This window comes from Xenorhabdus ehlersii, from assembly GCF_003610465.1.
Classification (GTDB): Bacteria; Pseudomonadota; Gammaproteobacteria; order Enterobacterales; family Enterobacteriaceae; genus Xenorhabdus; species Xenorhabdus ehlersii.
This window is the reverse complement of the sequence record NZ_RAQI01000002.1, coordinates 49,179-74,658: the sequence shown is the minus strand read 5'-3', so window position 1 is coordinate 74,658 and position 25,480 is coordinate 49,179. Positions and strand designations below refer to the sequence as shown.

General features: G+C 43.1%; 23 protein-coding genes and 1 pseudogene. 11 read left to right on the top strand and 13 right to left on the bottom strand.

The genetic code is table 11. From position 1 onward, the window contains the following. Window positions 1-4: 4 nt before the first annotated feature. Window positions 5-556 carry an NAD(P)H nitroreductase gene (locus BDE27_RS06195; protein WP_099132356.1) on the bottom strand — a complete coding sequence of 184 codons (552 nt, stop codon included), beginning with the start codon at window positions 554-556 and terminating at the stop codon, window positions 5-7. 173 nt (window positions 557-729) lie between these two features. On the opposite strand from BDE27_RS06195, the gene sppA reads away from it, so the two are divergent. The 3 genes from sppA (at window position 730) to pncA (ending at window position 4,396) form a co-directional block, all read left to right on the top strand. Next, complete coding sequence (gene sppA, locus BDE27_RS06190; protein ID WP_099132355.1) at window positions 730-2,607, top strand: signal peptide peptidase SppA; 1,878 nt, start codon at window positions 730-732, stop codon at window positions 2,605-2,607. 109 nt (window positions 2,608-2,716) lie between these two features. Beyond that, on the top strand, window positions 2,717-3,736 hold the full coding sequence (gene ansA / locus BDE27_RS06185) for an asparaginase (RefSeq protein ID WP_099132354.1): 1,020 nt from the start codon (window positions 2,717-2,719) through the stop codon (window positions 3,734-3,736). Between the two features lie 24 nt (window positions 3,737-3,760). Then, window positions 3,761-4,396: a bifunctional nicotinamidase/pyrazinamidase gene (gene pncA, locus BDE27_RS06180; protein WP_099132440.1), complete on the top strand. Its 636-nt coding sequence runs from the start codon at window positions 3,761-3,763 to the stop codon at window positions 4,394-4,396. Between the two features lie 107 nt (window positions 4,397-4,503). On the opposite strand, the gene BDE27_RS06175 is transcribed toward pncA, so the two are convergent. Beyond that, window positions 4,504-4,785 (bottom strand): YeaC family protein, encoded by a 282-nt coding sequence (locus BDE27_RS06175; protein WP_099132353.1) that lies wholly within the window; start codon window positions 4,783-4,785, stop codon window positions 4,504-4,506. A gap of 194 nt (window positions 4,786-4,979) precedes the next feature. Continuing rightward, window positions 4,980-5,393, bottom strand: coding sequence for a peptide-methionine (R)-S-oxide reductase MsrB (gene msrB / locus BDE27_RS06170; protein WP_099132352.1), 414 nt, complete (start codon window positions 5,391-5,393; stop codon window positions 4,980-4,982). A gap of 342 nt (window positions 5,394-5,735) precedes the next feature. Here msrB and gapA point away from each other — a divergent pair, with 342 nt between their 5' ends. Together gapA and BDE27_RS06160 are read left to right on the top strand one after the other, a co-directional pair. Further along, on the top strand, window positions 5,736-6,731 hold the full coding sequence (gene gapA / locus BDE27_RS06165) for a glyceraldehyde-3-phosphate dehydrogenase (RefSeq protein WP_099132351.1): 996 nt from the start codon (window positions 5,736-5,738) through the stop codon (window positions 6,729-6,731). A gap of 128 nt (window positions 6,732-6,859) precedes the next feature. Further along, window positions 6,860-7,741: a D-hexose-6-phosphate mutarotase gene (locus BDE27_RS06160; RefSeq protein ID WP_099132350.1), complete on the top strand. Its 882-nt coding sequence runs from the start codon at window positions 6,860-6,862 to the stop codon at window positions 7,739-7,741. Window positions 7,742-7,819: 78 nt separating this feature from the next. On the opposite strand, the gene alr is transcribed toward BDE27_RS06160, so the two are convergent. From alr to fadR, 3 genes are all read right to left on the bottom strand, one after another. Continuing rightward, window positions 7,820-8,887, bottom strand: coding sequence for an alanine racemase (gene alr / locus BDE27_RS06155; RefSeq protein WP_099132349.1), 1,068 nt, complete (start codon window positions 8,885-8,887; stop codon window positions 7,820-7,822). A 28-nt stretch (window positions 8,888-8,915) separates the two neighbouring features. Further along, on the bottom strand, window positions 8,916-10,217 hold the full coding sequence (locus BDE27_RS06150; protein WP_099132348.1) for a D-amino acid dehydrogenase: 1,302 nt from the start codon (window positions 10,215-10,217) through the stop codon (window positions 8,916-8,918). Between the two features lie 578 nt (window positions 10,218-10,795). After that, window positions 10,796-11,518, bottom strand: coding sequence for a fatty acid metabolism transcriptional regulator FadR (gene fadR, locus BDE27_RS06145; RefSeq protein ID WP_099132347.1), 723 nt, complete (start codon window positions 11,516-11,518; stop codon window positions 10,796-10,798). A 275-nt stretch (window positions 11,519-11,793) separates the two neighbouring features. On the opposite strand from fadR, the gene nhaB reads away from it, so the two are divergent. Together nhaB and dsbB are read left to right on the top strand one after the other, a co-directional pair. Beyond that, window positions 11,794-13,338, top strand: a complete 1,545-nt coding sequence (gene nhaB, locus BDE27_RS06140) for a sodium/proton antiporter NhaB (protein ID WP_099132346.1) — start codon at window positions 11,794-11,796, stop codon at window positions 13,336-13,338. A 178-nt stretch (window positions 13,339-13,516) separates the two neighbouring features. Next, window positions 13,517-14,035 (top strand): disulfide bond formation protein DsbB, encoded by a 519-nt coding sequence (gene dsbB / locus BDE27_RS06135; protein WP_099132345.1) that lies wholly within the window; start codon window positions 13,517-13,519, stop codon window positions 14,033-14,035. A gap of 67 nt (window positions 14,036-14,102) precedes the next feature. Here dsbB and BDE27_RS06130 read toward each other — a convergent pair whose 3' ends face one another. The 7 genes and pseudogenes from BDE27_RS06130 to BDE27_RS06100 form a co-directional block, all read right to left on the bottom strand. Then, a complete protein-coding gene (locus BDE27_RS06130) occupies window positions 14,103-14,306 on the bottom strand; it encodes a hypothetical protein (RefSeq protein WP_099132344.1) in 204 nt (67 codons plus the stop codon). Between the two features lie 5 nt (window positions 14,307-14,311). Then, on the bottom strand, window positions 14,312-15,118 hold the full coding sequence (locus tag BDE27_RS06125) for a hypothetical protein (RefSeq protein WP_099132343.1): 807 nt from the start codon (window positions 15,116-15,118) through the stop codon (window positions 14,312-14,314). 21 nt (window positions 15,119-15,139) lie between these two features. Next, window positions 15,140-15,706, bottom strand: coding sequence for a VENN motif pre-toxin domain-containing protein (locus BDE27_RS06120; protein ID WP_099132342.1), 567 nt, complete (start codon window positions 15,704-15,706; stop codon window positions 15,140-15,142). Window positions 15,707-15,783: 77 nt separating this feature from the next. Then, window positions 15,784-16,050, bottom strand: coding sequence for a hypothetical protein (locus BDE27_RS06115; RefSeq protein WP_244208755.1), 267 nt, complete (start codon window positions 16,048-16,050; stop codon window positions 15,784-15,786). A 64-nt stretch (window positions 16,051-16,114) separates the two neighbouring features. Then, window positions 16,115-16,690, bottom strand: a pseudogene (locus tag BDE27_RS06110) (POTRA domain-containing protein); the annotation flags it as partial. A gap of 327 nt (window positions 16,691-17,017) precedes the next feature. Continuing rightward, the gene (locus tag BDE27_RS06105) at window positions 17,018-17,284 is read right to left on the bottom strand and encodes an IS4/Tn5 family transposase DNA-binding protein (protein ID WP_208638568.1); all 267 of its coding nucleotides are present in this window, start codon (window positions 17,282-17,284) and stop codon (window positions 17,018-17,020) included. A gap of 83 nt (window positions 17,285-17,367) precedes the next feature. After that, window positions 17,368-18,348: a helix-turn-helix domain-containing protein gene (locus BDE27_RS06100; RefSeq protein WP_099132340.1), complete on the bottom strand. Its 981-nt coding sequence runs from the start codon at window positions 18,346-18,348 to the stop codon at window positions 17,368-17,370. 320 nt (window positions 18,349-18,668) lie between these two features. On the opposite strand from BDE27_RS06100, the gene BDE27_RS06095 reads away from it, so the two are divergent. From BDE27_RS06095 to BDE27_RS06080, 4 genes are read left to right on the top strand one after another with little or no spacing between them, the layout of a single operon-like run. Beyond that, the gene (locus BDE27_RS06095) at window positions 18,669-20,648 is read left to right on the top strand and encodes a TonB-dependent receptor (protein ID WP_099132339.1); all 1,980 of its coding nucleotides are present in this window, start codon (window positions 18,669-18,671) and stop codon (window positions 20,646-20,648) included. After that, window positions 20,645-21,904, top strand: a complete 1,260-nt coding sequence (locus tag BDE27_RS06090) for an MFS transporter (RefSeq protein WP_099132338.1) — start codon at window positions 20,645-20,647, stop codon at window positions 21,902-21,904. The genes BDE27_RS06095 and BDE27_RS06090 overlap by 4 nt, the downstream gene beginning before the upstream one ends. Next, window positions 21,894-23,678, top strand: coding sequence for an ABC transporter ATP-binding protein (locus BDE27_RS06085; RefSeq protein WP_099132337.1), 1,785 nt, complete (start codon window positions 21,894-21,896; stop codon window positions 23,676-23,678). Before BDE27_RS06090 ends, BDE27_RS06085 begins: the two co-directional genes overlap by 11 nt. Before the next feature lie 2 nt (window positions 23,679-23,680). Next, window positions 23,681-25,453, top strand: a complete 1,773-nt coding sequence (locus BDE27_RS06080; protein WP_099132336.1) for an ABC transporter ATP-binding protein — start codon at window positions 23,681-23,683, stop codon at window positions 25,451-25,453. The last annotated feature ends 27 nt before the right edge of the window (window positions 25,454-25,480 follow it).

The window sequence follows — 25,480 nt, the reverse complement described above, 5'->3', positions numbered from 1 at the left end:
CAAATTAGAAGTAACTGACAAAATTCGTTAAATCTGGTATTGCAACTTTTGCAGGTGCCCTGAGTTCAGGGGTTCCTAAGTAAAGGAACCCAACAATCTTGTCATTTTCCTCACATCCCAAACCAGCCCTGACAATGGGATCTTCTGTCCATGAGCCTGAACGCCATATGCCGCCAAAACCTTGGGTGACTGCGGCCATTTGCATCGCGTGAACGGCACACCCCGCAGCAACAACTTGTTCCCATGCCGGAACTTTTGCATGTTCAACTACCTTGGCGATAACGGTAATAATCATAGGTGCTCGGTAAGGGGCATTTTTTGCTTTCTCCTCAACCTCCTTTCCCAATCCACCCTCAATGGCTGCTTTTTCAAGGAGGTTACTGAATTTATTTATGCCTTCCCCTTCCATCACAATAAAATGCCAAGGACGCAAAGCCCCATGGTCAGGCGCTCTCATCCCTGCGGCTAAAATATGTTGCAATTCATTACCTTTTGGGGCGGGGGTTGTTAAACGTGAAACTGAACGACGATTTAACAAAAGTTCCAAAGCATTCATTATTTTCTCCTAAATAAGATAATCTGTCTCAAACCAACATTCTCTGTTTATTCGTCAATGAATGAAAGCACATAAACTATTTTTTCAATCAATAACATGATTTCCAGCTGACATTTCCCAACGAGCTGATTAGGATAACCCCATTTCCATTTGATACCATAATCGGAGACAATATGCGCAAATTATGGCACTTCACGGCAGCATTATTTAAATGGAGTTGGAAACTCCTAAATTTTGTTCGCCAATTTATTTTCAATCTTATTTTTATTCTGTTGATTGTTGTCGTCGTTATTGGAGTCATCGTTTACCAACAACAATCCAAACTTGACGATAACTCTCACGGGGCATTGTATGTCAACTTATCTGGTATTGTTCTTGATCGCGTAACGGATCGCAGTCCATTTGAACAATTCGCAAAAAATCTTTTTGGACCATCCAATAGCAATTACAAAGAAACCTCCGTGTTTGACGTTGTTGACAACATTCGCCGCGCAAAAAACGATCCCAAAATTACAGGCATGGTATTGAAGCTAAATGATTTCATCGGCTCAGATCAGGCTTCTATGAGATATATTGGCAAGGCTATCAACGAATTTAAAACAGCAGGAAAACCTGTTTTTGCGATTGGTGACTCTTACAGTCAATCACAATATCTTTTAGCCAGCTATGCCGATAAAATATATCTATCTCCACTCGGCTCTGTTGATATCCATGGTTTCTCTACTAACCATTTATACTACAAGTCATTGTTGGATACGTTGAAAGTATCTACCCATATTTTCCGTGTGGGAACCTATAAATCAGCAGTTGAACCCATGTTACGTAACGATATGTCAAAAGAGGCTCGTGAAGCTGACAGCCTTTGGCTCAACGAATTGTGGGACAATTACTTAAATACTATCGCAGTTAACCGACATATCCCTGCCGATCAGATCTTCCCTGGCGCAGCAAACTTTATCGAGAAATTCCGTAAAGCTGGCGGAGACACTGCACTGTATGCGTACCAAAACAAACTGGTGGACTATATTGAGCCACGCAGTGCCGTTGAAAAGAAAATGCAGGAGAAATTCGGCTGGAATAAAGAACAAAAACATTTCAATTACATCAGCATTTATGATTACATCGACCAAAAACCAATACAAAATACAGATAATAAAGGCAACATTGCTGTCATTGTTGCTGAAGGGGCCATTTTAGAAGGCAAACAATCAACCGGTATCGTTGGAAGTGACACTATTGTTGAACAACTACGTGCCGCACACCATAACCCCAACATCAAAGCGATCGTATTACGAGTAAACAGCCCAGGTGGCAGTATCAGTGCGTCTGAAATTATTCGCAATGAATTGGCAGCTATCCGAGATGACAAGACAGGAAATGCGAAACCTATTGTAGTTTCCATGGGGGGGGTGACTGCCTCAGGGGGTTATTGGATTTCTACCCCTGCTAACTACATTATTGCTGATCCGAGTACCTTAACAGGCTCGATTGGTGTTTTTGGTGTTATTCAAACCATTGAAAAGAGCCTCAATTACGTTGGTGTGAATACCGACGGTGTTTCAACAACGCCATTAGCCGATATCTCTGCAACCAAAGGCATCAACCAGACATTTTCAGATGTAATACAGTTGGCTATTGAGAATGGCTACAATAAGTTTATCGGGCTGGTAGCAGTTGCCCGTAATAAGTCTCTGAATGAAATCGATAATATCGCTCAGGGGCGTGTTTGGAGTGGCATTGATGCCAAAAAACATGGTTTAGTCGACCAACTGGGTGATTTTGATGATGCCGTTAAAAAAGCCGCTGAGCTGGCAAAGGTCAAAAATGTATCACTGGACTGGATGCAACCTGAACTTTCATTCTCAGAAAAATTCATGTTGGGACTGACTTCGTCAGCGCAAGCACTATTACCAAATACTTTGCAGTCAATGTTGCCGGCTTCACTTGCCGAAGTCGCTCAAGATGTGAAAAAACAAGCTGCATTTTATAACAATATGAAAGATCCGCAGAATATCTATACCTTCTGTTTGAATTGTGTCGATATTCGTTAAAATTACTGACTAATTTTCCAACAAACTTAAAGCCTGATTTCGCCATCAGGCTTTTTTTATTCTTGATACTCCCTATAATCCAGCTAAATGTTTTTATTGAGGCGTTACCATGCAGAAGAAATCGATCTACGTTGTTTACACTGGCGGTACTATTGGGATGCAACATTCTCCCAATGGATACATTCCCGTTTCCGGCCATTTACAACAACAACTCGCCAAAATGCCAGAATTTCACCGTCCAGAAATGCCAACATTCACAATCCGTGAGCACCAACCCCTGATTGATTCTTCTGATATGAGTCCTGACGACTGGAGCATTATCGCAAATGATATCTATCAGAATTATCATGACTATGATGGTTTTGTGATTCTGCACGGTACAGATACCATGGCTTTCACTGCGTCAGCACTCGCCTTCATGTTCGAAAACCTTAACAAACCTATTATTGTGACAGGGTCACAAATTCCTCTGGAAGCATTGCGTTCCGATGGACAAACTAATCTTCTTAATGCATTGTATCTCGCAGCAAATTATCCTATTAACGAAGTCAGCTTATTTTTTAACAATAAGTTATTTCGTGGCAATAGAACAATTAAAGCCCATGCAGATGGTTTTGATGCTTTTTCATCCCCAAACTGCCCACCACTGATGGAAGCCGGGATAAATATTCGTACCTTCAAAACAAACCCCATACCTGTTAGTCACGGCGAGTTTGGTGTGAACTCAATCACATCACAACCGATTGGTGTTGTAACCATCTACCCGGGATTATCCGGTCAGGTGGTAGAAAATATTCTGATGCAACCAGTCAAAGCATTAATTTTGCGCTCATACGGTGTTGGCAATGCTCCGCAACGTGCTGATTTGTTGCAAACGTTAAAGAAAGCAACTGAGCGAGGTATTATTGTGGTCAATTTGACACAATGTATTTCTGGCCGAGTCAACATGGAAGGCTATGCGACGGGTCATTCTCTGGCTGCATCAGGTGTTATCAGCGGTTATGACATGACTTTCGAAGCAACTTTAACGAAATTGCATTATTTATTAAGCCAATCTTATACACCTGAAGAGATCCGCTATCTGATGCAACAAAATCTGCGGGGAGAATTGAGTTATTCCGATGAATAATAAATAGGTGAGTCGAGAAATATGATGAAAACAGCATTATTACTTATCGATCTACAAAATGACTTTTGTACTGGGGGAGCCCTGGCTGTCAAAGACAGTGATGCAGTAATTGAGGTAGCCAATAACGTTATTGCACGATGTCAGGAAAATAATATTACGGTTATCGCCACTCAGGATTGGCATCCAGCCAACCATATGAGCTTTGCAGAAAACTCAGGACAGAAAGTAGGTGAATTAGGAAAACTCAATGGCATTCCTCAAGTATGGTGGCCGAGCCACTGTATACAAGGAGAGTTTGGTGCAGAATTTCATCCTTTGTTAAACCAATCTGCTATTCAAGAAATTTTCCGAAAAGGTGAAAATCCCCAAATAGATAGCTATAGTGCATTCTTTGATAATGACCATAAAAGTAAAACCCGTCTGGATGCATGGTTAACAGAGCAGAATATACAACGCCTCTTTGTCATGGGTATCGCCACTGATTACTGCGTAAAATTTACCGTACTTGATGCCCTGGCACTAGGTTATGAAACCTATGTCATTCTTGATGGCTGCCGTGGTGTTAATATCCAAGAAGACGATAGCCAACAAGCAGTTGAGGAAATGACCAGAAAAGGGGCTAAGTTAGTTCCACAAAGTGAAATGATACCCATTTTATGACCCAACCCCAATCATTAATAAAATTAATTTATACATCTAATTGATGTAACTAAAAATAACCTCGTTCTTAAACAAAAAATAGGACGAGGTTCTCAATTCATGCCATTTCAATCTTCTGACTGAGGTTTTAATTTTGCGACCATGTCGGACTGAAATATAGCCTTTAACTCCTGTTTACTTTTTATGGTAATTTGGCCATCTGTGCCAATCGTCATATGTTCAGGATCATGATTATATTTTGCTTGCCAGAGCATCACCGCCTGTAAACTGTATTCTTTCTGTTCTGGCGTAAGTGGTACACCATCCTGCCATTTTCCCAGTTCAACAGCCTGAACTAATCGCTGATAAATTTCAGGAGTCATGGCGGAGAGTAAATCATCCAACTTCATCGAAATTTCCTTAATGGCTATGCGCTTCTATTTCACTACATATTTTACTTGTACGGCTGTAAGCCGACATGGTTATTATTAATATATTGACCTTAAGAACAGTTAAGAATACTTTGTCAAAAAATGAGCTGAATCGTTTCTCATCAGCTCATAAAGCCAACATTTCATTTAAATTCAGAGTATTCAAAATAACATTAACCTACCGTTTCTTCGCCTGTTTCTTTATCAACAAAACGCAGCGCTGCTGAATTAATACAAAAACGTTCTCCTGTCGGTTTGGGACCATCGGGAAAGACATGCCCCAAATGTGCCTGACATTGGCTACAACGCACCTCTATCCGATGCATGTTATGAGAATAATCATCAAGATATGTGATGGAACCATCACGAATCGGTTGGTAGAAGCTCGGCCATCCACATCCCGAATCAAATTTCGTATCAGAAACAAATAATGGCTGGCGGCAACACAAGCAATAATAAATGCCATTTTTTTTGTTGTGCAGTAGTTTTCCTGAAAATGACGGCTCAGTACCTGCTTCTTGTGTAACATAGCGCTGCATTTCACTAAGCTTTTCTATAGAAAGGGAAATATTTTGACTTTTAGTCATAATGACCACCTTTTAAGGTCAATATTTTCAATAAAATATCATCGGAAACAACCCAAAATTAACACCAAAATGTCAAAACGCATTCTAACCCATCCAACATAGCAATTTACTTTACTAATTGTGATAAGTCTCACATAACTAACCAATGGTAACTTTAAATATCTCCTTATACCCCGATAATAGTGTGCGTAGAGCTTGTCCCAGCTGTATAACAATCGTCTAGATAGTGATTATTAAATTGATATTTTTCAATTGTTGACACGATTCCGCTTGACGGCTGGCAAGATTTTGGTAACTTTAGAAACAACTTTTAATTCACTAAAAAATAGCTGGTGGAATACTATGACTATCAAAGTAGGTATTAACGGTTTTGGTCGTATCGGCCGTATTGTTTTCCGTGCTGCTCAGGAACGCTCAGACATTGAAATCGTTGCGATCAATGATCTGTTGGATGCAGAATACATGGCATACATGCTGAAATACGATTCAACCCACGGCCGCTTCAAAGGCACTGTTGAAGTTAAAGACGGTCAACTGGTTGTTAACGGCAAAACCATCCGTGTGACATCTGAAAGAGACCCAGCTAACCTGAAATGGAACGAAGTCGGTGTTGATGTTGTTGCAGAAGCAACGGGTATTTTCCTGACCGACGAAACTGCACGTAAGCATATCGCGGCAGGCGCGAAAAAAGTTGTTCTGACCGGTCCATCCAAAGACAATACTCCAATGTTTGTTATGGGTGTCAACCACAATGCCTACGCAGGCCAGGATATCGTTTCCAACGCATCCTGTACCACTAACTGTCTGGCTCCACTGGCTAAAGTTATCAATGACAAATTCGGTATCATTGAAGGTTTGATGACTACAGTTCACGCAACAACTGCTACCCAAAAAACTGTTGATGGTCCTTCAGCGAAAGACTGGCGTGGTGGCCGTGGTGCAGCGCAGAACATCATCCCATCTTCCACTGGCGCAGCAAAAGCAGTAGGCAAAGTTATCCCAGAACTGAACGGCAAACTGACCGGCATGTCTTTCCGTGTTCCTACTCCTAACGTATCTGTTGTTGACCTGACTGCACGTCTGGCTAAACCAGCAACGTATGCAGAAATCTGTGACGCGATTAAAGAAGCAGCAGAAGGCGAACTAAAAGGCATTCTGGGCTATACTGAAGATGACGTGGTTTCCACTGATTTCAACGGCGAAAAACTGACTTCTGTATTTGATGCAAAAGCAGGTATCGCGTTGAACGATAACTTTGTAAAACTGGTTTCCTGGTATGACAACGAAACTGGTTATTCCAATAAAGTCCTGGATCTGATCGCTCACATCTCCAAATAATTGAGCTTTTATCCACTTTCAAAAGCCATCTGTTTACAGGTGGCTTTTATATTTATATAACTAAAATATTGAGATATTCTTGTCCCTTGGTTCAACTGCCAATTTAAGTTTACATAAGGTCATGACAGATGCTTGATAAAATTTTCTCATTACCGATTGTAGAACAGCTTTCCCCTTATATCAGCCAGCGAAACATTGATGGTTTTCCGTTAATTGTTGTTTCCCATCCTAAAGCTCGCGGCGTGATCAGTATTCAAGGTGCACACCTGATTACCTGGCAGCCCAATAACGAAAAACCCGTATTATGGGTAAGTGATAACACTCTTTTCAGCGCAGGCACTGCTATTCGTGGTGGTATTCCCATCTGTTGGCCTTGGTTTGGTTCGTTTGCAGTTCCCAGTCATGGATTTGCACGGATACTCCCCTGGGAACTCAAAGCACATGATGAGAATGAAAATGGCGTTATTTTGACGTTTACATTACAGGATAACGCATATACCCGTAAGTTATGGCCACATGAATTCACGCTGATTGCCCGCTTTAAATTGGGGGAAACTTGCGAAATAGAATTAGAACCCCACGGTGAATATCAAGCCACGTGCGCCCTTCACTCTTACTTCAATGTGAGTGACATCAATCAAATTCGGATTAGTGGGCTTGGTTCACATTTTATTGATACCCTCACCGATAACGAGCAATCTATTGATGAAGATTTAGTCTTCCACGGGAGAACCGACCGCATTTATACAGAACCAGACGATTTTAACCTGCTCAGAGATCCGCTATGGAAACGAACAATTGAAATACACCACTATCACCATAGCGAAGTAGTATGTTGGAACCCTGGCGCTGCACTTTCCAGTAGTATGAAAGACATGAGCAAAGAGGGTTATAAAAATATGGCTTGTATCGAAACTGCACGTATCAATAACCCATTACAGCCTAAGAATGGTCACCCTGACAGGCTTTCTATTGTTATCCGTTGTCGTAAGTTCTCAGATAACAATTAGCCAAGTGGAACATAAAACAGGCATTTTTACTCCAAAACCAAGGATAGAAATGCCTGAATTCTTAAAGATAGACAAGAATTAAATCACAGTGGCAGGAACACGCTTCGCTAAAGCGCACAAAAGCTCGTAACCAATGGTTCCTGCCGAGTTTGCGACTTCATCTACGGGTAGCTTTTCTCCCCACAACTCAGCAATGCTGCCTATGTTTGCTTGAGGACACGGAGTCAAATCAACCGTCATCATGTCCATTGATATAGCACCCAATAACTGGGTGCGAACACCATCAATTATAACAGGAGTTCCCGTTGGGGCATGCCGCGGATATCCATCCGCATAACCACAAGCAACTGTACCGACACGCATGGATTTCTGGGTTGTATAGCGGCTGCCATAGCCAATTTTTTTCCCCTTGGGAAGTTCATGTACTGCAATGATTTCACTTTGTAGCGTCATGGCTGGTTTCAACCCAATATCGGCAATATCACGCCACTTTCCACTCGGAGACGCGCCATAAAGAATAATACCTGGCCGTATCCAATCTTTATGTGTTTTCGGATGCCACAACACAGCACCAGAATTCGCCAGACAATGAGGCAGTGAATTCATTTGCAAACGTTCAACAACCGCGAATTGTTCATCAATACCAATTTCATTATCCGAATTGGCAAAATGGGTCATTAAAGTCACTGACTTAATATTTTTAACCTTTTTCGCCATTGAAACTATCTGTGGATACTCTTTTGAGGTGAATCCCAATCGATTCATGCCACTATTGAGTTTCAAATAGATATCAATGGGAGTATCTAATTTAGTTTTTTCTATCTCATCAAGCTGCCAATGACTATGTACTACGGCTGTCAAACGGTATTTATTGATAATCTGTAAATCCGCGGGTTTGAAAAAACCCTCCAGTAGCAAGATTGGCCCTTGCCATCCCTGCTCTCTTAAATAAATAGCTTCATTCATGTCAAGCAGTGCAAATCCATCTGTCTGCATGAGTGATTGCCATATTCTGTCCAATCCATGCCCATACGCATCCGCTTTTACTACCGACCAAATTTTACTGTTACCCACCATTTGACGAATAACCGACAGATTATGGCGAAATGCATCGAGATGGATCGTTGCCAAAATAGGACGTGGCATGACGACCCCTTCTTATTTGTTTATTAGTTTATGCCGTATGTAAATGAGGCTTCATTGGAAACACTTTTATATTAAAACCATCGATATATCTGAATACAGAGAGATCATCTGCCGCGATATCAGGCTCTTTGCCAGAAATTAAATCAGCCAGTAACTTCCCTGAACCACAGGCCATCGTCCAACCTAGTGTTCCATGTCCAGTATTTAAATAAAGATTCGCATATTTGGTTGGCCCAACAACAGGAGTACCATCCGGGGTCATAGGACGCAAACCTGTCCAGAATGAGGCCTCCGCAATATTGCCACCATTGTGGTATAGATCCTGTACAACCATTTTTAACGTTTCACAACGATTCTGGGGAACATTCAAATTAAATCCGACCACTTCCGCCATACCACCAACGCGAATACGATTATCAAAACGCGTAATGGCAATCTTGTAGGTTTCATCCAGCACAGTTGAGACAGGCGCTTTTGATTCGTCCATAATCGGCATCGTCAATGAATAACCTTTCAGCGGATAAACCGGAATTTTAACCAGCTCTTTTAAGATTCCAGTAGAATAAGATCCCATCGCTACCACATAGTGATCCGCTGTCATGATGCCATCATCACATTGAATACCCGTGACTTTATTTCCATCCACTAAAATCCGTTTAACCTGCTTATTGAATACAAACTGCACACCAATATCTTCTGCCATTTTGGCCAAGTCTTTGGTAAAAAGTTGACAATCACCCGTTTCATCATTCGGTAATTGCAACCCGCCTGTCAGTTTATGGGAAGCATTGGCAAGCGCTGGCTCCACTGTAGCCAATTGCTCGGCAGTTAATAACTGATAAGATACCCCTTCTTGTTCTAACACTTTGATATCATTGGCAGCATTATCAAATTGCTTAGTGTTCCTGAACAATTGCAGGGTTCCCCCCTGACGCCCTTCATATTGGATCCCCGTATCGGCTCTTAACTGTTTAATACAATCCCGACTATATTCTGCCAAACGTACCATTCTGCTTTTATTCATCGCGTAATGGCTTGCATCACAATTACGCAGCATTTGCCACATCCAGCGTAACTGAAACAGGGAGCCATCAGGGCGAATAGCCAAAGGTGCATGACGTTGAAACACCCACTTTATTGCTTTTAGTGGGATCCCTGGAGCCCCCCAAGGGGTCGCATACCCTGGTGAAATTTGACCTGCATTAGCGGCACTAGTTTCTTCCGCAGCACTATTCTGGCGATCAATTACGGTAACTTCATGACCTGCTTGTGCAAGATACCATGCGCTGGTTACGCCAATAACACCGCTGCCTAAAATAAGGACCTTCATTTTACCCCCTACTGGCAAGTGATATTTGCAAGCATAATATGCTAAACATAAAAAGCCAATACAGAATAATAGACTATGACACAATTAACTAACATTTAGGATTTAAGTCACATTTACATTACAAAATATAAAAAATACATTTCTTCAATAAGCGTAGCATTTCAATATAAATTCATTTAAATCAAAATATTAAAGAAGATAAAAATACTGTTTATCACTTTAATTTCTACTTATTAAAGTGATTTAAACGGCAAAAAATAAACATTTCACTCACAAGAACAAAATTTACAAAATTCTAGACAAATGAAAATTTTTGGAATTTAACTAAACATCACCGTTAATTAAGTAGAATAATAATTTAAAAAATCGCATTACACAGTTGGGAGTGTTGCTAAATAGCACACATGTGTTAAGTGATGATTAGAGAAATGCCCCAGAAACATAGATAATTATGCATCATATAATTGCATATTATATGACCTAACCATGATATCACTACATAACTGGGGTAAATAAATGTAACCAATAGCGAGGCAAACAAAAAACGAAGAGTTTAACCAACTTAAGACATGTTTCTGTTAATTCGTTGATCTTTCCGTCAATTCATTGATCATAATACTCTGCATACTATGCCAGATAATGCCACTCTCTTTACCATAATTACGCACACAACCCATAATTTTGTCATAGGCTTTTTCCCGACATAATGAGCTTAACTGCTGGTAGAAATTCAACGCTAAATTACGTGCTTCAGGACTGGAGAAATAATAACGACCAACACGGGTATACAACCCTTTCAGCCCATTAATAATCAAACCATAAATTGGGTTTCCTGACGCAAAAGCCAGACCACGGAAAATATCGTAGTCCACAGAACTGAAAGCTTCAGCGGTATCTTCCACGCTTTCTTTTCCTGCCAAAATTTCCAATGATTTTTCAGGATTGTTCCTAAATGCCGTGCGGATAAAGATGGCTGCAATATTGGTTCGCACAGCTAATAAGTTATCAATCAACTGGGGAACGCGATCATGATCAAGACGCGCCAAAGTTTCCAGAATATTAAGACCGGATGTTTCCCAGAAATTATTAACCTTGGTTGGTTTACCATGCTGAATAGTCAACCAACCATCACGGGCAAGGCGCTGCAACACTTCACGCAAGGTCGTACGGGTGACACCGATCAATTCAGATAATTCACGTTCTGCTGGCAGTATGGAGCCGGGTGGAAAGCGATTATTCCAAATACTTTCAATGATATACTCTTCCGCGAAACTCGCAGGACTTTGAGCCTTAATTACCATAATTTTAATTATTCCAAAGCAGTTTTCTTGGCTAATAATAGCGATTGATGATACCAGAATGTGCTTGCTCGACATAGTTACCGGGTAAATAAACCATGAAAGAGTGAAAGGACTCATAAAAAATGCGATCATTGGTAGATTAATTATGCGCTAATGCCCTTAAATTGCTATCGCATTGAGCATACTATACCGCTCCGATATGTTTCTATAGTGGTCGTTTTGATTTATAGCTACTTAGATTTTTTCTACATCCACAAAGAGGAATATCAATAATAATGGAAATCAGTATCCAACGTGCAGTGGTGAAGAACTTTCTCGGCAATTCGCCGGATTGGTACAAACTAGCTATCATTGTTTTTCTGATTATCAATCCACTGGTCTATTTCTTTATCAGCCCCTTTGTTGCTGGCTGGATGCTCGTTGTTGAATTTATCTTCACACTAGCAATGGCATTAAAATGTTATCCTCTGCAACCTGGAGGATTACTCGCTATTGAAGCAGTCATCATTGGAATGACTTCGCCAAAACAAATAAGTCATGAAATTGCCAACAATCTGGAAGTCATTTTATTGCTGATTTTCATGGTTGCGGGCATTTACTTCATGAAACAATTATTGCTGTTTGTTTTCACAAAGCTGCTACTCAGTATCCGCTCCAAGAAAATGCTGGCATTAGCATTCTGTCTGGCGAGTGCTTTCTTGTCCGCTTTCCTTGATGCCCTGACTGTCATTGCCGTTGTCATCAGTGTTTCAATCGGGTTTTACGCCATCTATCACCGATTCCTTTCCCACAATAGCAGTTTTGAATTGAGTGATGATAAGTACATTGACAGTGAGGATCAAAAACAGACGCTGGAACAGTTCCGGGCATTTCTGCGCAGTTTGATGATGCATGCGGGAGTTGGTACTGCACTGGGCGGCGTGATGACTATGGTTGGTGAACCCCAAAACCTGATTATTGCCAAACATGTTGATTGGGATTTTGTCACATTCTTTATTCGTATGTCGCCAATCACCATTCCTGTGTTGATTTGTGGTTTGCTGGTCTGTTTGCTGGTTGAACATTTTAAACTGTTCGGTTACGGTGCTGAATTGCCTGAGCGTGTTCGCTCTGTTCTGGAGGATTACGATCAAAAAGCCTGTGAAAAACGTACCCGCCAAGAAAAATCCCAGCTTGCTGTTCAAGCATTGATCGGCATCTGGTTGATTGTAGCACTGGCTTTTCATTTGGCTGAAGTGGGTTTGATTGGCCTATCAGTCATTATTTTAGCGACTGCATTCTGTGGTATTACCGAAGAACATGCGTTAGGTAAAGCATTTGAGGAAGCCTTACCGTTTACTGCCCTGTTAACCGTGTTTTTCTCTGTGGTTGCCGTCATTGTTGACCAACAACTGTTTGCGCCATTTATTCAATTTGTCTTGCAGTCTTCACCGGCTTCACAGCTTTCCTTATTCTACTTGTTCAACGGATTGCTCTCCACGGTTTCTGATAACGTTTTCGTCGGTACGGTTTACATTAATGAAGCACTGAACGCCCTGAAAAGTGGCCTGATTTCACAACAACAATACGAATATTTGGCCGTTGCCATCAACACAGGAACTAACTTACCATCCGTGGCAACCCCTAATGGACAAGCAGCTTTTCTGTTCCTGTTAACTTCTGCCTTATCTCCATTGATCCGTCTCTCTTATGGTCGCATGGTAATGATGGCCTTGCCTTATACCATTGTGATGACACTAGTAGGTCTGTTGTGTGTTGAATTCTGGTTAGTGCCTGCCACTGAATATCTCATCAAACTTGGTTTGATCACTCCACTATAATTGGAGACCGAATTTATCGTTATATCCTGCCGGATGGTGTAGTTTTGCACACTATCCGGTTTTTTTGTTAATCACTTGCCTGAAAAAATAGCTCAGTTGATTTTAATTTTATTTTTTTATGGCTGATGAAACGGCACAATAAACCAGTTATTTATCTTGAAAATATGGGAAGAAAAAAATGTTTCAATTTTTAAATCAAAGTTCCCAAGGGCGAGGCGCATGGTTATTGATGGCGTTGACAGCTCTTATCCTGGAAGCGACAGCACTCTATTTTCAACATGTGATGCAGTTACAGCCTTGCGTAATGTGCATTTATGAGCGTGTTGCGTTGTTTGGTATTTTAGGCGCTGCGCTGCTTGGTGTCATCGCACCTAAAACGCCTTTGCGCTGGTTGGCTATCTTGCTGTGGATTTATAGCGCATGGCAAGGATTACAACTGGCATGGGATCACACCATGATGCAGTTATACCCTTCTCCGTTTAATACTTGTGAATTTTTTGTCCAATTCCCATCTTGGTTACCGTTGAATGATTGGCTACCTTCGGTGTTTCAGGCAGTTGGGGATTGTTCAATGAAACAGTGGAAATTTTTAACCCTGGATATGCCGCAATGGCTGATTGGCATTTTTGCCGCTTATCTGCTGTTGAGTATATTGGTGCTTGTGAGTCAGTTTTTTCGGATTCAGGGTAGATCTTAAGAGTAAGAAATTGTCCCAAAGGGGTCTTGTTAAGGAGATCCCAGCACTTTAGCTGGGATCTTTGAAGTCAAAGCAATCTAAAACGGTATGCCAGCCAAATGATTGCGCCACCAGCTCCACCGAGAGTACTTCCCATTTTAAAACCTTTTATCCAATCGAGCTGATAAATATTTTTATCAGTCAAAATCCATTCCAGTGCTACAAGACCAAATGAACATGTTAACCCATACGCAAGTATCAACAAGATCAAAGTAATCAAAGGACGTTTCATTATCTTTAATCCTTATTATTTACTTTGTCGTTAGTCATGCTATTGCTGATATGATTACCACGTATCGTTTGACCATTTGTGATATTACTGTTTACTTCAGCCCCACTAGCTTCTAAGAAAATAGAACCAATAAATCCTCCAGATATGCCAGGAAGCGGACCAAAATTAGCTTCCCCATATATAAAATTGGAATACACAGGTTTTTCTGCATACTTAAATGCGTCTCGGCTTGCAGGCATACCAAAATAATTTTTAATTGCATTGGCTTCTAACTTACTTGTAATTGCAGAGCCAAATCCGTAACCCAATGTTGTACCGAACGCGGCCCCAACGACTGCCGCCTCTGAGTTCTGACCGGCTACCTGACTACTAAAATACGCACTACCCGCGTTTAATTGGACATTCGTATGCAGTGATCGACCTGTACCTGTCCAACCGGTGAAACCCGCGAGGAATAAGCTCGTATAATCAAATTTATCTCCGGTATTACCGTTGTAAACCTGAACACCGGCATTCGCGCCCATACTCAGCCCGGTACCGACTACTTTAGCTCCTGCGGATGCATTTGAATTCATTAAAGAACGGCCTCCCGCTATCAAACCCAGCATATTTTCGGGTTCAGCAATGAAAGCACCTGCTCTGTCCCAATTGTCCATATGCTTGTTACCATATTCCGCATCCAGACTATTAACATAAAGCACAGCATTTCTGACCTCTTCATTATCCAGTGAACCATATAACCATGTCGGTCTTGTCGCTGCTGAAATCCCGCCATCAATCTTGAGCTTATCTTCACCCGTTGCACATACCAATGAGTTTTCTTGGCAAGCCTTCTAATATCTTTCGGAATTTTCCTTGTGTATTGCAGCATATTTGTCAATGACCGGTTGACAGTCTTTGCCTGCCGCTTTACAAGCGGTTATTTCTTTATCAAAAGCACGCGCCTCATCAAAACTCAGGAAGTTATTCTCCACCGCATTCTTCGCCGCCGACGCCCCGCTCACCCCGCCTGCCGTGGAATCCGTTGCCAGTCCTGCCGCTATCCCTCCTGCCAGTGTAGACAAGTTACTGACTTTTTCCTTCTCATCTGGCGGCAATTCACTCAGATTTTTGGCTGGGTAAAGCGCACTGGCTATCGCCGAAGCGGCCAGTTCACCACTGACCGCCCCCACTGCGCCGGCGGACGCTGAACCACCTTTCATCTCAGCAATCACGCCGCCCAAAATCGCATGGGCCACCAGATTGGTCGCTTTTTCTTCTGCTGTCAGTTGCTCATACGGCTTACCGCCGTAGGTCAACTCCTTGACCGCATTGGCCAGATAAGGCGCCGCGCCGCCAGCGATGGCGGCTTTAATATCCCCGCCGGCCAGTCCTTGCAGGGCAGTCACGACAGCCGTCACGGCCTGACGCTGCCCTTATTGACACTGGCAGAGAATTTGATGCCGTAACCCATACCGTCTGCGGGCCAGCGGCGGTCTCAACCGTCTCGCTCACCAGCCAGACGATACCCGGACTGGTTGTCGATGCTGCCGGCCGCTTTCACGGTCAGCTGTTGCTCAGAAAATAGCTTGCCCTCGCCGTTTTGGAGATCCCCCGACGTCACATGCAACGCGGACAGCCCCTGCAACATGCCGCGCTGGTTATCGATAGTGCCCGTCGTGTTCACGGTCAGCGCTTGGTCCGCTAACAGTTTGCCGTCACTGTTATTGATATGGAGGGCAGAGATATCGCCCCCCGATGTCACGTTCAATGCGGACAGCCCCTGCAACGTGCCGCGCTGGTTATCAATGCTGTTGCCCGTGGTTATGGGCAATGCGGCCGGGCTGGAGCGTCAGCGTCAGCACACCCCCAGTCAGATCCTGCTCCTGCACCATGACACGGGTGGTGACATAACCTTTGGTCAGAATGGCATTTTGCACCTTGTTATTAACCAACAAAATCCCCTGCCCGCCCAGGCAACGCCCTTTGGCATCCCCTGCCGCGTCCAGTACCCACTGAAAACGGCGAGCGGAATCGCCTTCCAAACGTAAGGTATTGATCGTAAAACAAGGATGTTCATCCGCCGGATAATCAGACAGGCGCACACCGGGGCGCGTAAGCCGGATATCGCTATCCGGTGTCTGTTGCTGCTGTAGTGCGTGCTGCCTTTCCTGCTGCCGGAGTTGCTCCTGAGTATCCAAGGTCGCCGCACTTTGCACGAGGTTATCGGAAAAAGGCTCAGTAAGCCGCACAAACGGTATGGGGGTTTCCAGACGTTGTTCTGCTGTCTGTGATTGCTGTTTTTGCTGAATAAAGGGCGGGTCATCGGCCTGTACGGGGGAGAATACAAATACAGTCCATCCGGCCAGCCCGGCTATCATGTTGCGGGAAGTTACCGTTGCCATAGTAAACCCATAGGATATGTAATTATTATTGAACAGTAATAAGGGAATTTTAAGATGAAGTATTATGGTCGGCGGAGTTTAATTATCAAGCCAGTAGATGAGATATTCATCACGCCGGCGTGAATTCAGGCTACTTAACTCTAAAAATGCAACAATATGGCAACGAATCAACAGGATCACAACACATTATGCGCAACATTAAGCAGATTAATCCGGGTTTTAAATTTATCCAAAACAAAAATGCAATGAATATGATGAAAAAAAATGATGAATAGGGTGATATTCAGAGTATTCCTAAATCAGTCACCCCGTTGAACTCTTTATCGCTTACCGCCGGACAGGATTTTTTGCGTCAACATCTGTCCGGACAGCCGTTGCCGCAAATCCCGCCTCTGCAATGGTCGCTGCATCAATGGCCTGATTACGCGTAAATCGATAAGCGGCTTCAATATCCTCCGGTGTTTTGAGTGATTGCCCAATATGATTGACTAAAGAGGCAGTGAATTTGATAAGATATTTTGTTCGTCGGCTGTCGCCTAAATTGGCGCGAGAAAAAGTCTCATAAACCCATTGTCCTGCGTGAGTTTGAAACATTTTACCGTACCTCAATGAAATCGTTATCACTCCTCCTTATTTTTCTAAATACCAATTAATACCTTATGCCACATACGAAATTTCTACTGACTTTCCGCTGTAATATTTTCTTTCAGTAATGTGTGATTCACGGCATATTTTGCCTGCCATGCTTTAGGGTTGATTAAATAATGTTGCCGAAAACGTTTAGAAAAATGACTTGGGCTGGAATAACCTACTGCGGCAGCAACCTCAATGACATTCATCCCTTTCTTTAATAAATCCTCCGCTGTAGTCATACGAACGTTTTCCAGATATTGATGGAAAGTACGGAAAACAACCGCACGGAATCCCTCTTTTAATTTCCGCTCATTCAAACCCACAGCTCTTGATAACGATTTTATTGTCCAGGGGTAATGATAATCGTTATTAATTATTTTTATCGCATTGTAAACAGCACGGCGCTGCAATCCGCTAATCACATTATATTGGCAATCATAAATTTGAGCTGTCACACAAGCGAGTATTTCTAGTGCCTTTGCCTTTAAATAGACCTTTCTGACACTACCATTTAATTGACATTCTTCTATTTGATTCACTATCTGCATAAAAGGTGGATAGATAGGGCATGCCATCATCAAGGCATCACTATAACTCGCATTTTTTTCAAAACCAGCCGTTAATTTGGTAAAAGATGGCAACTCCTGAGCTTCAATTTCGTTCAGAGAAAATCGGATATCGAGAATACGCCAGGTTCCACAGCCAAAGAAATTCATACCCCGTGTCATCGTAGGCGAATAGAAAAATACCATCGTTCCCGGATTAATATCTAAAACCTCACCATTCTCAATTGCCATTTTCCCCTTCCCACTGAGAACAAAGGCTATTGACACTGTTGGCGGCCCTTCGCAATATTCGGTAAAATCTTGACTTAACTCAAGATGGATACGGTTGATGTGAATTCCATCAGATAGCTCCTCTGTTAGCAATGAAGGCGTTGTGTTATTTTCCTCTACTGGTGAATGCATATTATAGCCATGGCCCGCAGAGAAAATCCCCAATGTCTCGCTATAGATCGTCTTCATGAAATCCCCTGTAAAATTAGCATCAGACACCAACCATTTCAAAAAAACGCTTTCCACAATAAAAACAGCATATTGTGCGTGTTAAAGACATTATGCTTTTATTTTATATATTTATATACCAATGTGAATATCACGCAATTTATCATTAATGAGAATCATTATCAATAGTACGTATCGCGCTATTTTTGTCCCTATCCCGTTAGCTCTTCTTTTCTATTCCAGTTAATTTCACCAAATATGTTTCCGGGTTTACCACACTTGTTTGGTTTACCACATTTGATCTTTTTAAAACATGATTTGAAAAGGCATAAAGAGTACTTATGAAAAAAAAATATGCTAAAGCGTCTGTCTTATGTTGTCTGATTTCACCTGTTGTGGCCTGGGCGGAGCATTCACCCGAAGCCGCAGAAGATGTTTTGATTGTGACAGCTAACAAACGGGCAGAAGCATTAAATAAAGTTAATGGCAGCATTTTGGTAAAAACTGGCGAGGAACTTGAGCAAGCGGGTATCACTCAGGTACAGGATCTTGAGCGTGCTTTCCCTGGTTTGCAAATCCGCTCTCGCGGTAACCGAACCTACTCGGCAACCACAATTCGGGGTATCAGTTCACCCGATTACTATTCACCTTCCATTCGTATTTATGTTGATGGTGTTCCTCAGGATCACCAGTTTCTGACACAAGAGTTAATCAATGTAGAGCGTGTAGAGTTATTACGTGGTCCCCAAGGCACTTTATATGGTGGGAACGCCCAAGCGGGTGTTATCAATATTATCACCCGTTCTCCCAAAGAAGGCCCTTGGCTTAACCTTTCTGGCAATTACTCTAAGTTGAAACAAGGGGGTTCCTTCAGCGGATCAATACCGCTTATTGAAGACATGCTTTATGGCAGCATGAGCCTACGCTGGGTAAAAGAGCCAGGACAAATTGATGCGCCAAATCGTGGTGATAAAAATATTGACTCCAGCAAAACCTGGCTCGGTAAAGGAAAACTGACATTTGCGCCAGAAGATTCCCCTTTCAGCGCTGAACTTAGCTTTGCTCATGAAGATCTCAATTCACATGAAGAGCTGTATTTAACCGATGAACAGTTCCGTCGGAAAGAATATGATGGTTCTATCCCTGATTTAACACGGCGCGTCAACAGCTATGCCCTCAAAGCGGAATATGATTTTGGCAATAACGTATTAACCAGTGTCACCGCCTATCAGGATCGCGATATTTTCCGTGATTTTATCGGGGGTAAATGGAAAGAAAAACACCACGCCACCACCCAAGAGCTACGTTTAAATTCCAACTATTCAAATGGGATTACCAGTGTTCTCGGTGGCTGGTTCTCAGATGAAACGAACAGACATCATACTAGCTATAATGATGCACGTAACAAAATCAAAGGAAAATCGCTAGCCCTGTTCGGCGAGGTTAAATTACCCATTGCATCTCAATGGGATCTTACCCTTGGCGGTCGTCTATCACATGAAAAATCTCAGATCAATTATTCAGGATCTGACATCAAGAAGATTGACGCTTTTGATAACCAAGTTTCCAGCAATGAATTTATACCTAAGGCGGCTCTGGGCTGGCAATTGACACCGGATACCCGTTTCTATCTCTCTGCCACCAAAGGATACAAACCTGGCGGATTCAATAACATTGTTTCCTCCGCCAATGATAAAAAGCCTTACGATACCGAAACCTCAGACAATTATGAGTTCGGTTGGCATACCTCATTCTTTGATGACGCAATGACATTAAACAGCGCGGTTTATTACATTCGTTCCAAAGATAAGCAGATCTATGTTGGACCTATGGGTGGGCAATTTATTCGTAACGCCGGAAAGGCAGAAAGTAAAGGTATCGAGCTAAGCAGCCAGATTAAACCAATGCAAGGGCTTAGGCTCTCTCTTGGTGGTAGCGTAGGTAAATCAAATTTCACTGATACAACAAGTGGCGTAAGTTATCAAGGCAAACGCCTGCCTTATGCACCCGATGTCATGCTTAATGCAAGTTTTGACTATCTCATTAATCAAACATTGTTACCCGGTAACCTCTATTTAAATGCCGGTACTCGCTACTATTCAAAAAGCTACTTTGATGAGGCAAATACCCTTGAACAAGGGGGTTACACTCTCTATGACGCGTCCTTAAGTTTAGAAATGGATCATGGTGTTAATGTCAAACTTTATGGCGAAAATTTAGGTAACAAACAGTACCGTGTCTCTAGTTTCCAGATGGGAAATACGTACAGCATGATAAGTAAGGGCTTGAATGTTGGGTTGGATGTGAGCATTGCACTATGACGCACAATACCTCACATCGCCGTCACATCTCGTTGCTACTTTTGACTTTGGCTGGTGTTTACACCATCCAAAGTACCATTGGTATGTTAACGTTACAAAGCATGCCGGCATTTCTACGTAACCACGGCGTTACCCCAGATAAGATAGGGTTACTCTATCTATTAATGTTACCTTGGGCATTAAAATTTCTCTGGGCTCCCGCTGTAGAACGCTATCGCAAATCAGGTTCGGGGGATACTAACCCCCGCCGCATCATGCTCTGCGGCAATCTGTTAATTGCACTGCTTTTTGGTTTAATGTCCTTAGCAAAACCTGCCGAACATATGCCGCTGATCATAGCGGCTCTGTTTCTGATTACGCTTTGTCTGACCGTGGTAGATACCACCACAGACGGCCATGCTATCGATCGGTTATCACCACAGCATCGCCCCTGGAGCAATGTCATGCAAGTTGGAGGCAGTTATCTGGGAGCCATTATTGGCAGCGGCCTGTTTTTATATCTTATTTCACTCTATGGCTGGCACATTGGTGCAGGTATGCTAGTTATAGTGATCCTATTAATGTCACTGCCTATCTTGTTCATCCGAAAAACTCAGGGACAGGGAGAATCGAATGCGTCAAAAACATCGGGCATCCTCTCTCCAAGACCCTCCCTAAAGAGTGCATTACGTCGTACTCCGGTTAAACAGGCACTGCTTTTAATACTGCTATGTATGATTGGGACACGCCTGTCACTCGGTATGCTCTCCCCATTTTTAGTCGATCGCGGCGTAGACTTAACCCAGTTAGGCATCATTGCTGCCAGTGGTGGTGCATTAGCCGGATTATCCGGTGTCCTGATTGGCGGCATCGTGGTACGTAAGTTAGGTGCTGTCCAGACATTATTGGCAGTAATGCTGCTTGAATGTCTGGTATTAGTCAGTATTTTTTGGCTTGCCCAACAACCAGAAACACCCCTATCCCTGCTTTCAGCAGCATACGTTTTTATCACATTAATCACCGCTACCAAATTTGTTGCCTTGTATACCCAGATGATGTCTCTGGCGGCTGGCATACAGTCTGGTGTGGATTTTGCGTTGATGCAATCCGCAGATATGAGCATTGCGATCATCTGTTCAATGCTGGGTGGATTGATTGTGACCAAAGCAAGCTACGCATCCCTTTTCGCTCTGGCATCACTCTTTACCCTCGCTGGCTTGTTTTGGACATTACGGATGCGCCACAATTTCCAAAAGGAAAGCACCTATGCTCAGTAATGATCCTTCTGTTCAGAATTCTCCAGAGCAACGTGCCGCTGACGCCGGTGTCCTTAAGACATTGTGGGATATGATGCGCCCATATCGCACGCTGAGTTACGTTGCCATTGCGCTTGCTCTTGTTTCTGCCGGCTTGCAAATACTACCGGCAGCGATTGCTGGTCTTATTACCCAATCTCTCTATGACGGGCAATATGACACATTGCTGAATTACGGCATCATGTTATTAAGCTTTACCTTTGCCGCTATGCTGACTTTCAGTGGTTCAACGTTTGTTGCTCATTTGATCGCTGCCGATGTTCAGGCTGATGTTCGTCGTCATATCAGCAATAAGTTGAAGTCTGTTCCCTTAGGCTTCTTTATGCAGACTGACAGCACCGAAATCAAGAAGATGATGTTAGATGACGTCGAACAGCTTGAGGATGGTATTGCCCACATTATTCCAGAGATGTCAGCAACTTTGTTCGGCCCATTGATTGCATTGGGTGTGATGTTAGCCATTGACTGGCGATTAGCATTGGCGGCTTTTGCTCCAACTTTGGGTGCCTGCTTATTATTCATCTATATTCAGATGAAAGTTCAAACCACTACTCAGCGTTTTTACGCAGCCCAAAATCGTATTGCTTCAACAATGGGTGAAGTTATCAACGCCATTCCTGTAGTAAAAACCTATTCAGGCGGCAATATTGCCCTACAGCGAGCGGAAGAAGCATTTACCGCCCTGACACGTATTATCGATGTTTGGGTTGAGAAAGTGCAGGTCAAATCCAGCCGATTTTTTGTGCTATCCAGCGCTAATCTGCTGTTTGTCCTCCCTTTGGCGGTCTGGCTATTTAACCGACAAGAGATCACTTTATTTGAATTCACCTTCTTTATTCTGTCTGCTATGGCATTCGGCAATATCGCTTCATCCATGTTCTCTGTGATGACACGCTTGCAGCAGCAAGAGGCGTTAATCACACGTTATCGTTGGCTAATGAATCAACCAGAATTAGCGCCATGTACCCAAAGTCAAGTTCCTGCCGATCATACTGTGACTTTGCATAATGTCAGCTTTTCCTATCAAGATAAGCAGGACAATGTCTTAAATAACATCTCGTTTTCCGTCCCTGCCGGCAGTTCACTCGCTCTGGTTGGAGCCAGTGGCTCTGGTAAATCCACGATAGCCAGCCTGATTGCTCGTCTTTGGGACCCTCAACAAGGCAAAATTACTGTTGGTGGTGTTGATATCCGCAACATGGATGAACCCACTCTGCGTAACAACATCTCTTTTGTGTTCCAGCGGGTATTTCTGTTCAACGATACGGTAGCCAATAATATCCGCTTGGCTCGTCCTGATGCTTCACAAGCTGAAGTTGAAGCAGCGGCTATCGCAGCACAAGCTCATCAATTTATCCAACAGTTACCCCAAGGCTACAACACCGTGATTAACAACGGTATTAGCTTATCTGTAGGAGAAAAGCAGCGTATTGCCGTTGCCGCCGCTATCCTGAAAAACGCCCCCATTCTTGTATTGGATGAAGCCACCGCTTATGCCGATCCAGAATGTGAAAAAGAGATGCAACAAGCACTCAATGCGTTATGCCGTAATAAAACCGTGATTGTTATCGCCCATCGCCTGCCAACTATCCGTCACCTTGATCAAATACTGGTTTTGGATAAAGGACACATCATTGAGCAAGGAACCCATGATGAATTGGTCGCACAGCAAGGCGCGTATACCAAACAATGGGCAGCTTGGCGGGGAGAAAATACCGGAACAGGAGTAAATTAATCATGGGATTATTTAATCGTCTCCAACAACATCTGTCTGCAAAATTACAACGGGTTTGGTTTGGTGGGTTGTTATATAAACAACTTGATACCATTGCGATTATTGCTCAACTGGCTATCGCCGCCTGGGCCATCGCTCATCTGAAGGAAAATCATCTGCAAGAAAGTGGCAACGCTATGATGCCACTTATTATCCTGATATTATTGGTTATTTTACTGTTACTGCGATTCGCTTTTATGTCTCGCGCATTACGTAAACTCACCATTGCTGCTTATGGGCTGGGAATAGAAATCCGTCGCTCTTTGCTACAACGGCTTGTCAGTATGTCCATAGCAACAATTCGTGGATTAAGTGCCGGAAAAATAGCCCTGACGTTATCCGAAGATGTGCAATGGCAGGAAAATCAATCAGCCTATACCACCCCACAAATCACCTGCCAGATTATGATGCTGACGCTTATCTATCTGGCTTTATTCTGGTTCGACTGGGTTGTTGCTGGCTGTGCCCTATTAGTATTGATGGTTGGATTACTGATTCTGGGTGGTATCCGTCAAAAACTCAATGAAATACTGCGTCGTCGGGCAGCGATGATGGCTGATGTATCCGAAGCAATCGTAGAATATGCCCAAGGCATGGCTTTTATTCGCGCTGCGGCTGCTACCACAACGGTAGAACAACGTTTTGACCAGGAAATTGAACAACTACGTGCCGCATTCCGCCGCGGAATATTCAAAAGCATACCGTTGCTGAGTCTGTTCTACATCATTATTGATACCAGCGTGGTTGTTGGCATTCTGGCCGGTGCCTTACGCTTTAATGAAGCACTCACTCTCTCTGAGATGCTGATCACTATTCTATTGTTGTTCGCCACTATTACCCCTTTACGCGGGATCATTCCCCTGCTCAACGTGACCGCATTGACACAAGTCGGCGAAACACATATTGCAGAGATAGAGGCAGTTGCAACACAAACTTCCGGGCCATTAGCTGCACCAAACAAATATGATGTTGAAGTTAACAACATCTCATTTAGCTACCCAGGTACTCGCCAGCCCGCTATCCAGAACGTTTCATTTTATGCACCACAAGGCAGTATGACCGCCATTGTGGGGCCAAGTGGTAGTGGCAAATCCACGCTGGCCTACTTATTACTCTCTTTCTATCAACTGGATAAAGGTGAAATTCGTCTTGGCGGTGAGCCGATTCATCATTACCAGACTCAAGCATTGTATGACACTGTCACAATGGTATTCCAGGAAACTGCACTATTTCAGGATACTGTCGCCAACAATCTCCGTTTAGGTGATCCGAATGCGGCACAGTCAGAGCTGGAACAGGCTGCCCGCCTTGCCAACATTCACGATACGATTATGGCATTACCGCAAGGGTACGATACCCCTTTAGGTGTGGATGGCGGTACGTTGTCTGGCGGGGAGCGCCAACGGCTTGCCATTGCTCGCGCAATCCTAAAACAGTCCCCGGTTCTATTCCTGGACGAAGCAACGGCGTCGCTGGACCCCGAAAATGAGCAATTGATACAAGAAGCATTTGATTCTCTCACTCAGGATAAAACCGTTTTTGTTATCGCTCATCGGCTAAGTACGATAACCCGGACTGATCAAATATTAGTCATGGATCATGGAACCCTCTGTGATAGCGGTACACATGATGAATTACTGAAGCGTTGTCCGCTTTACCAATCACTTTGGAAAAATCACCTTGGCTCAGAAGAGCATTGGCATTTACATCCCAGTATTCACTTAAATAAGGTGTAACCCACCCATTTGATTTATTAGGTACTG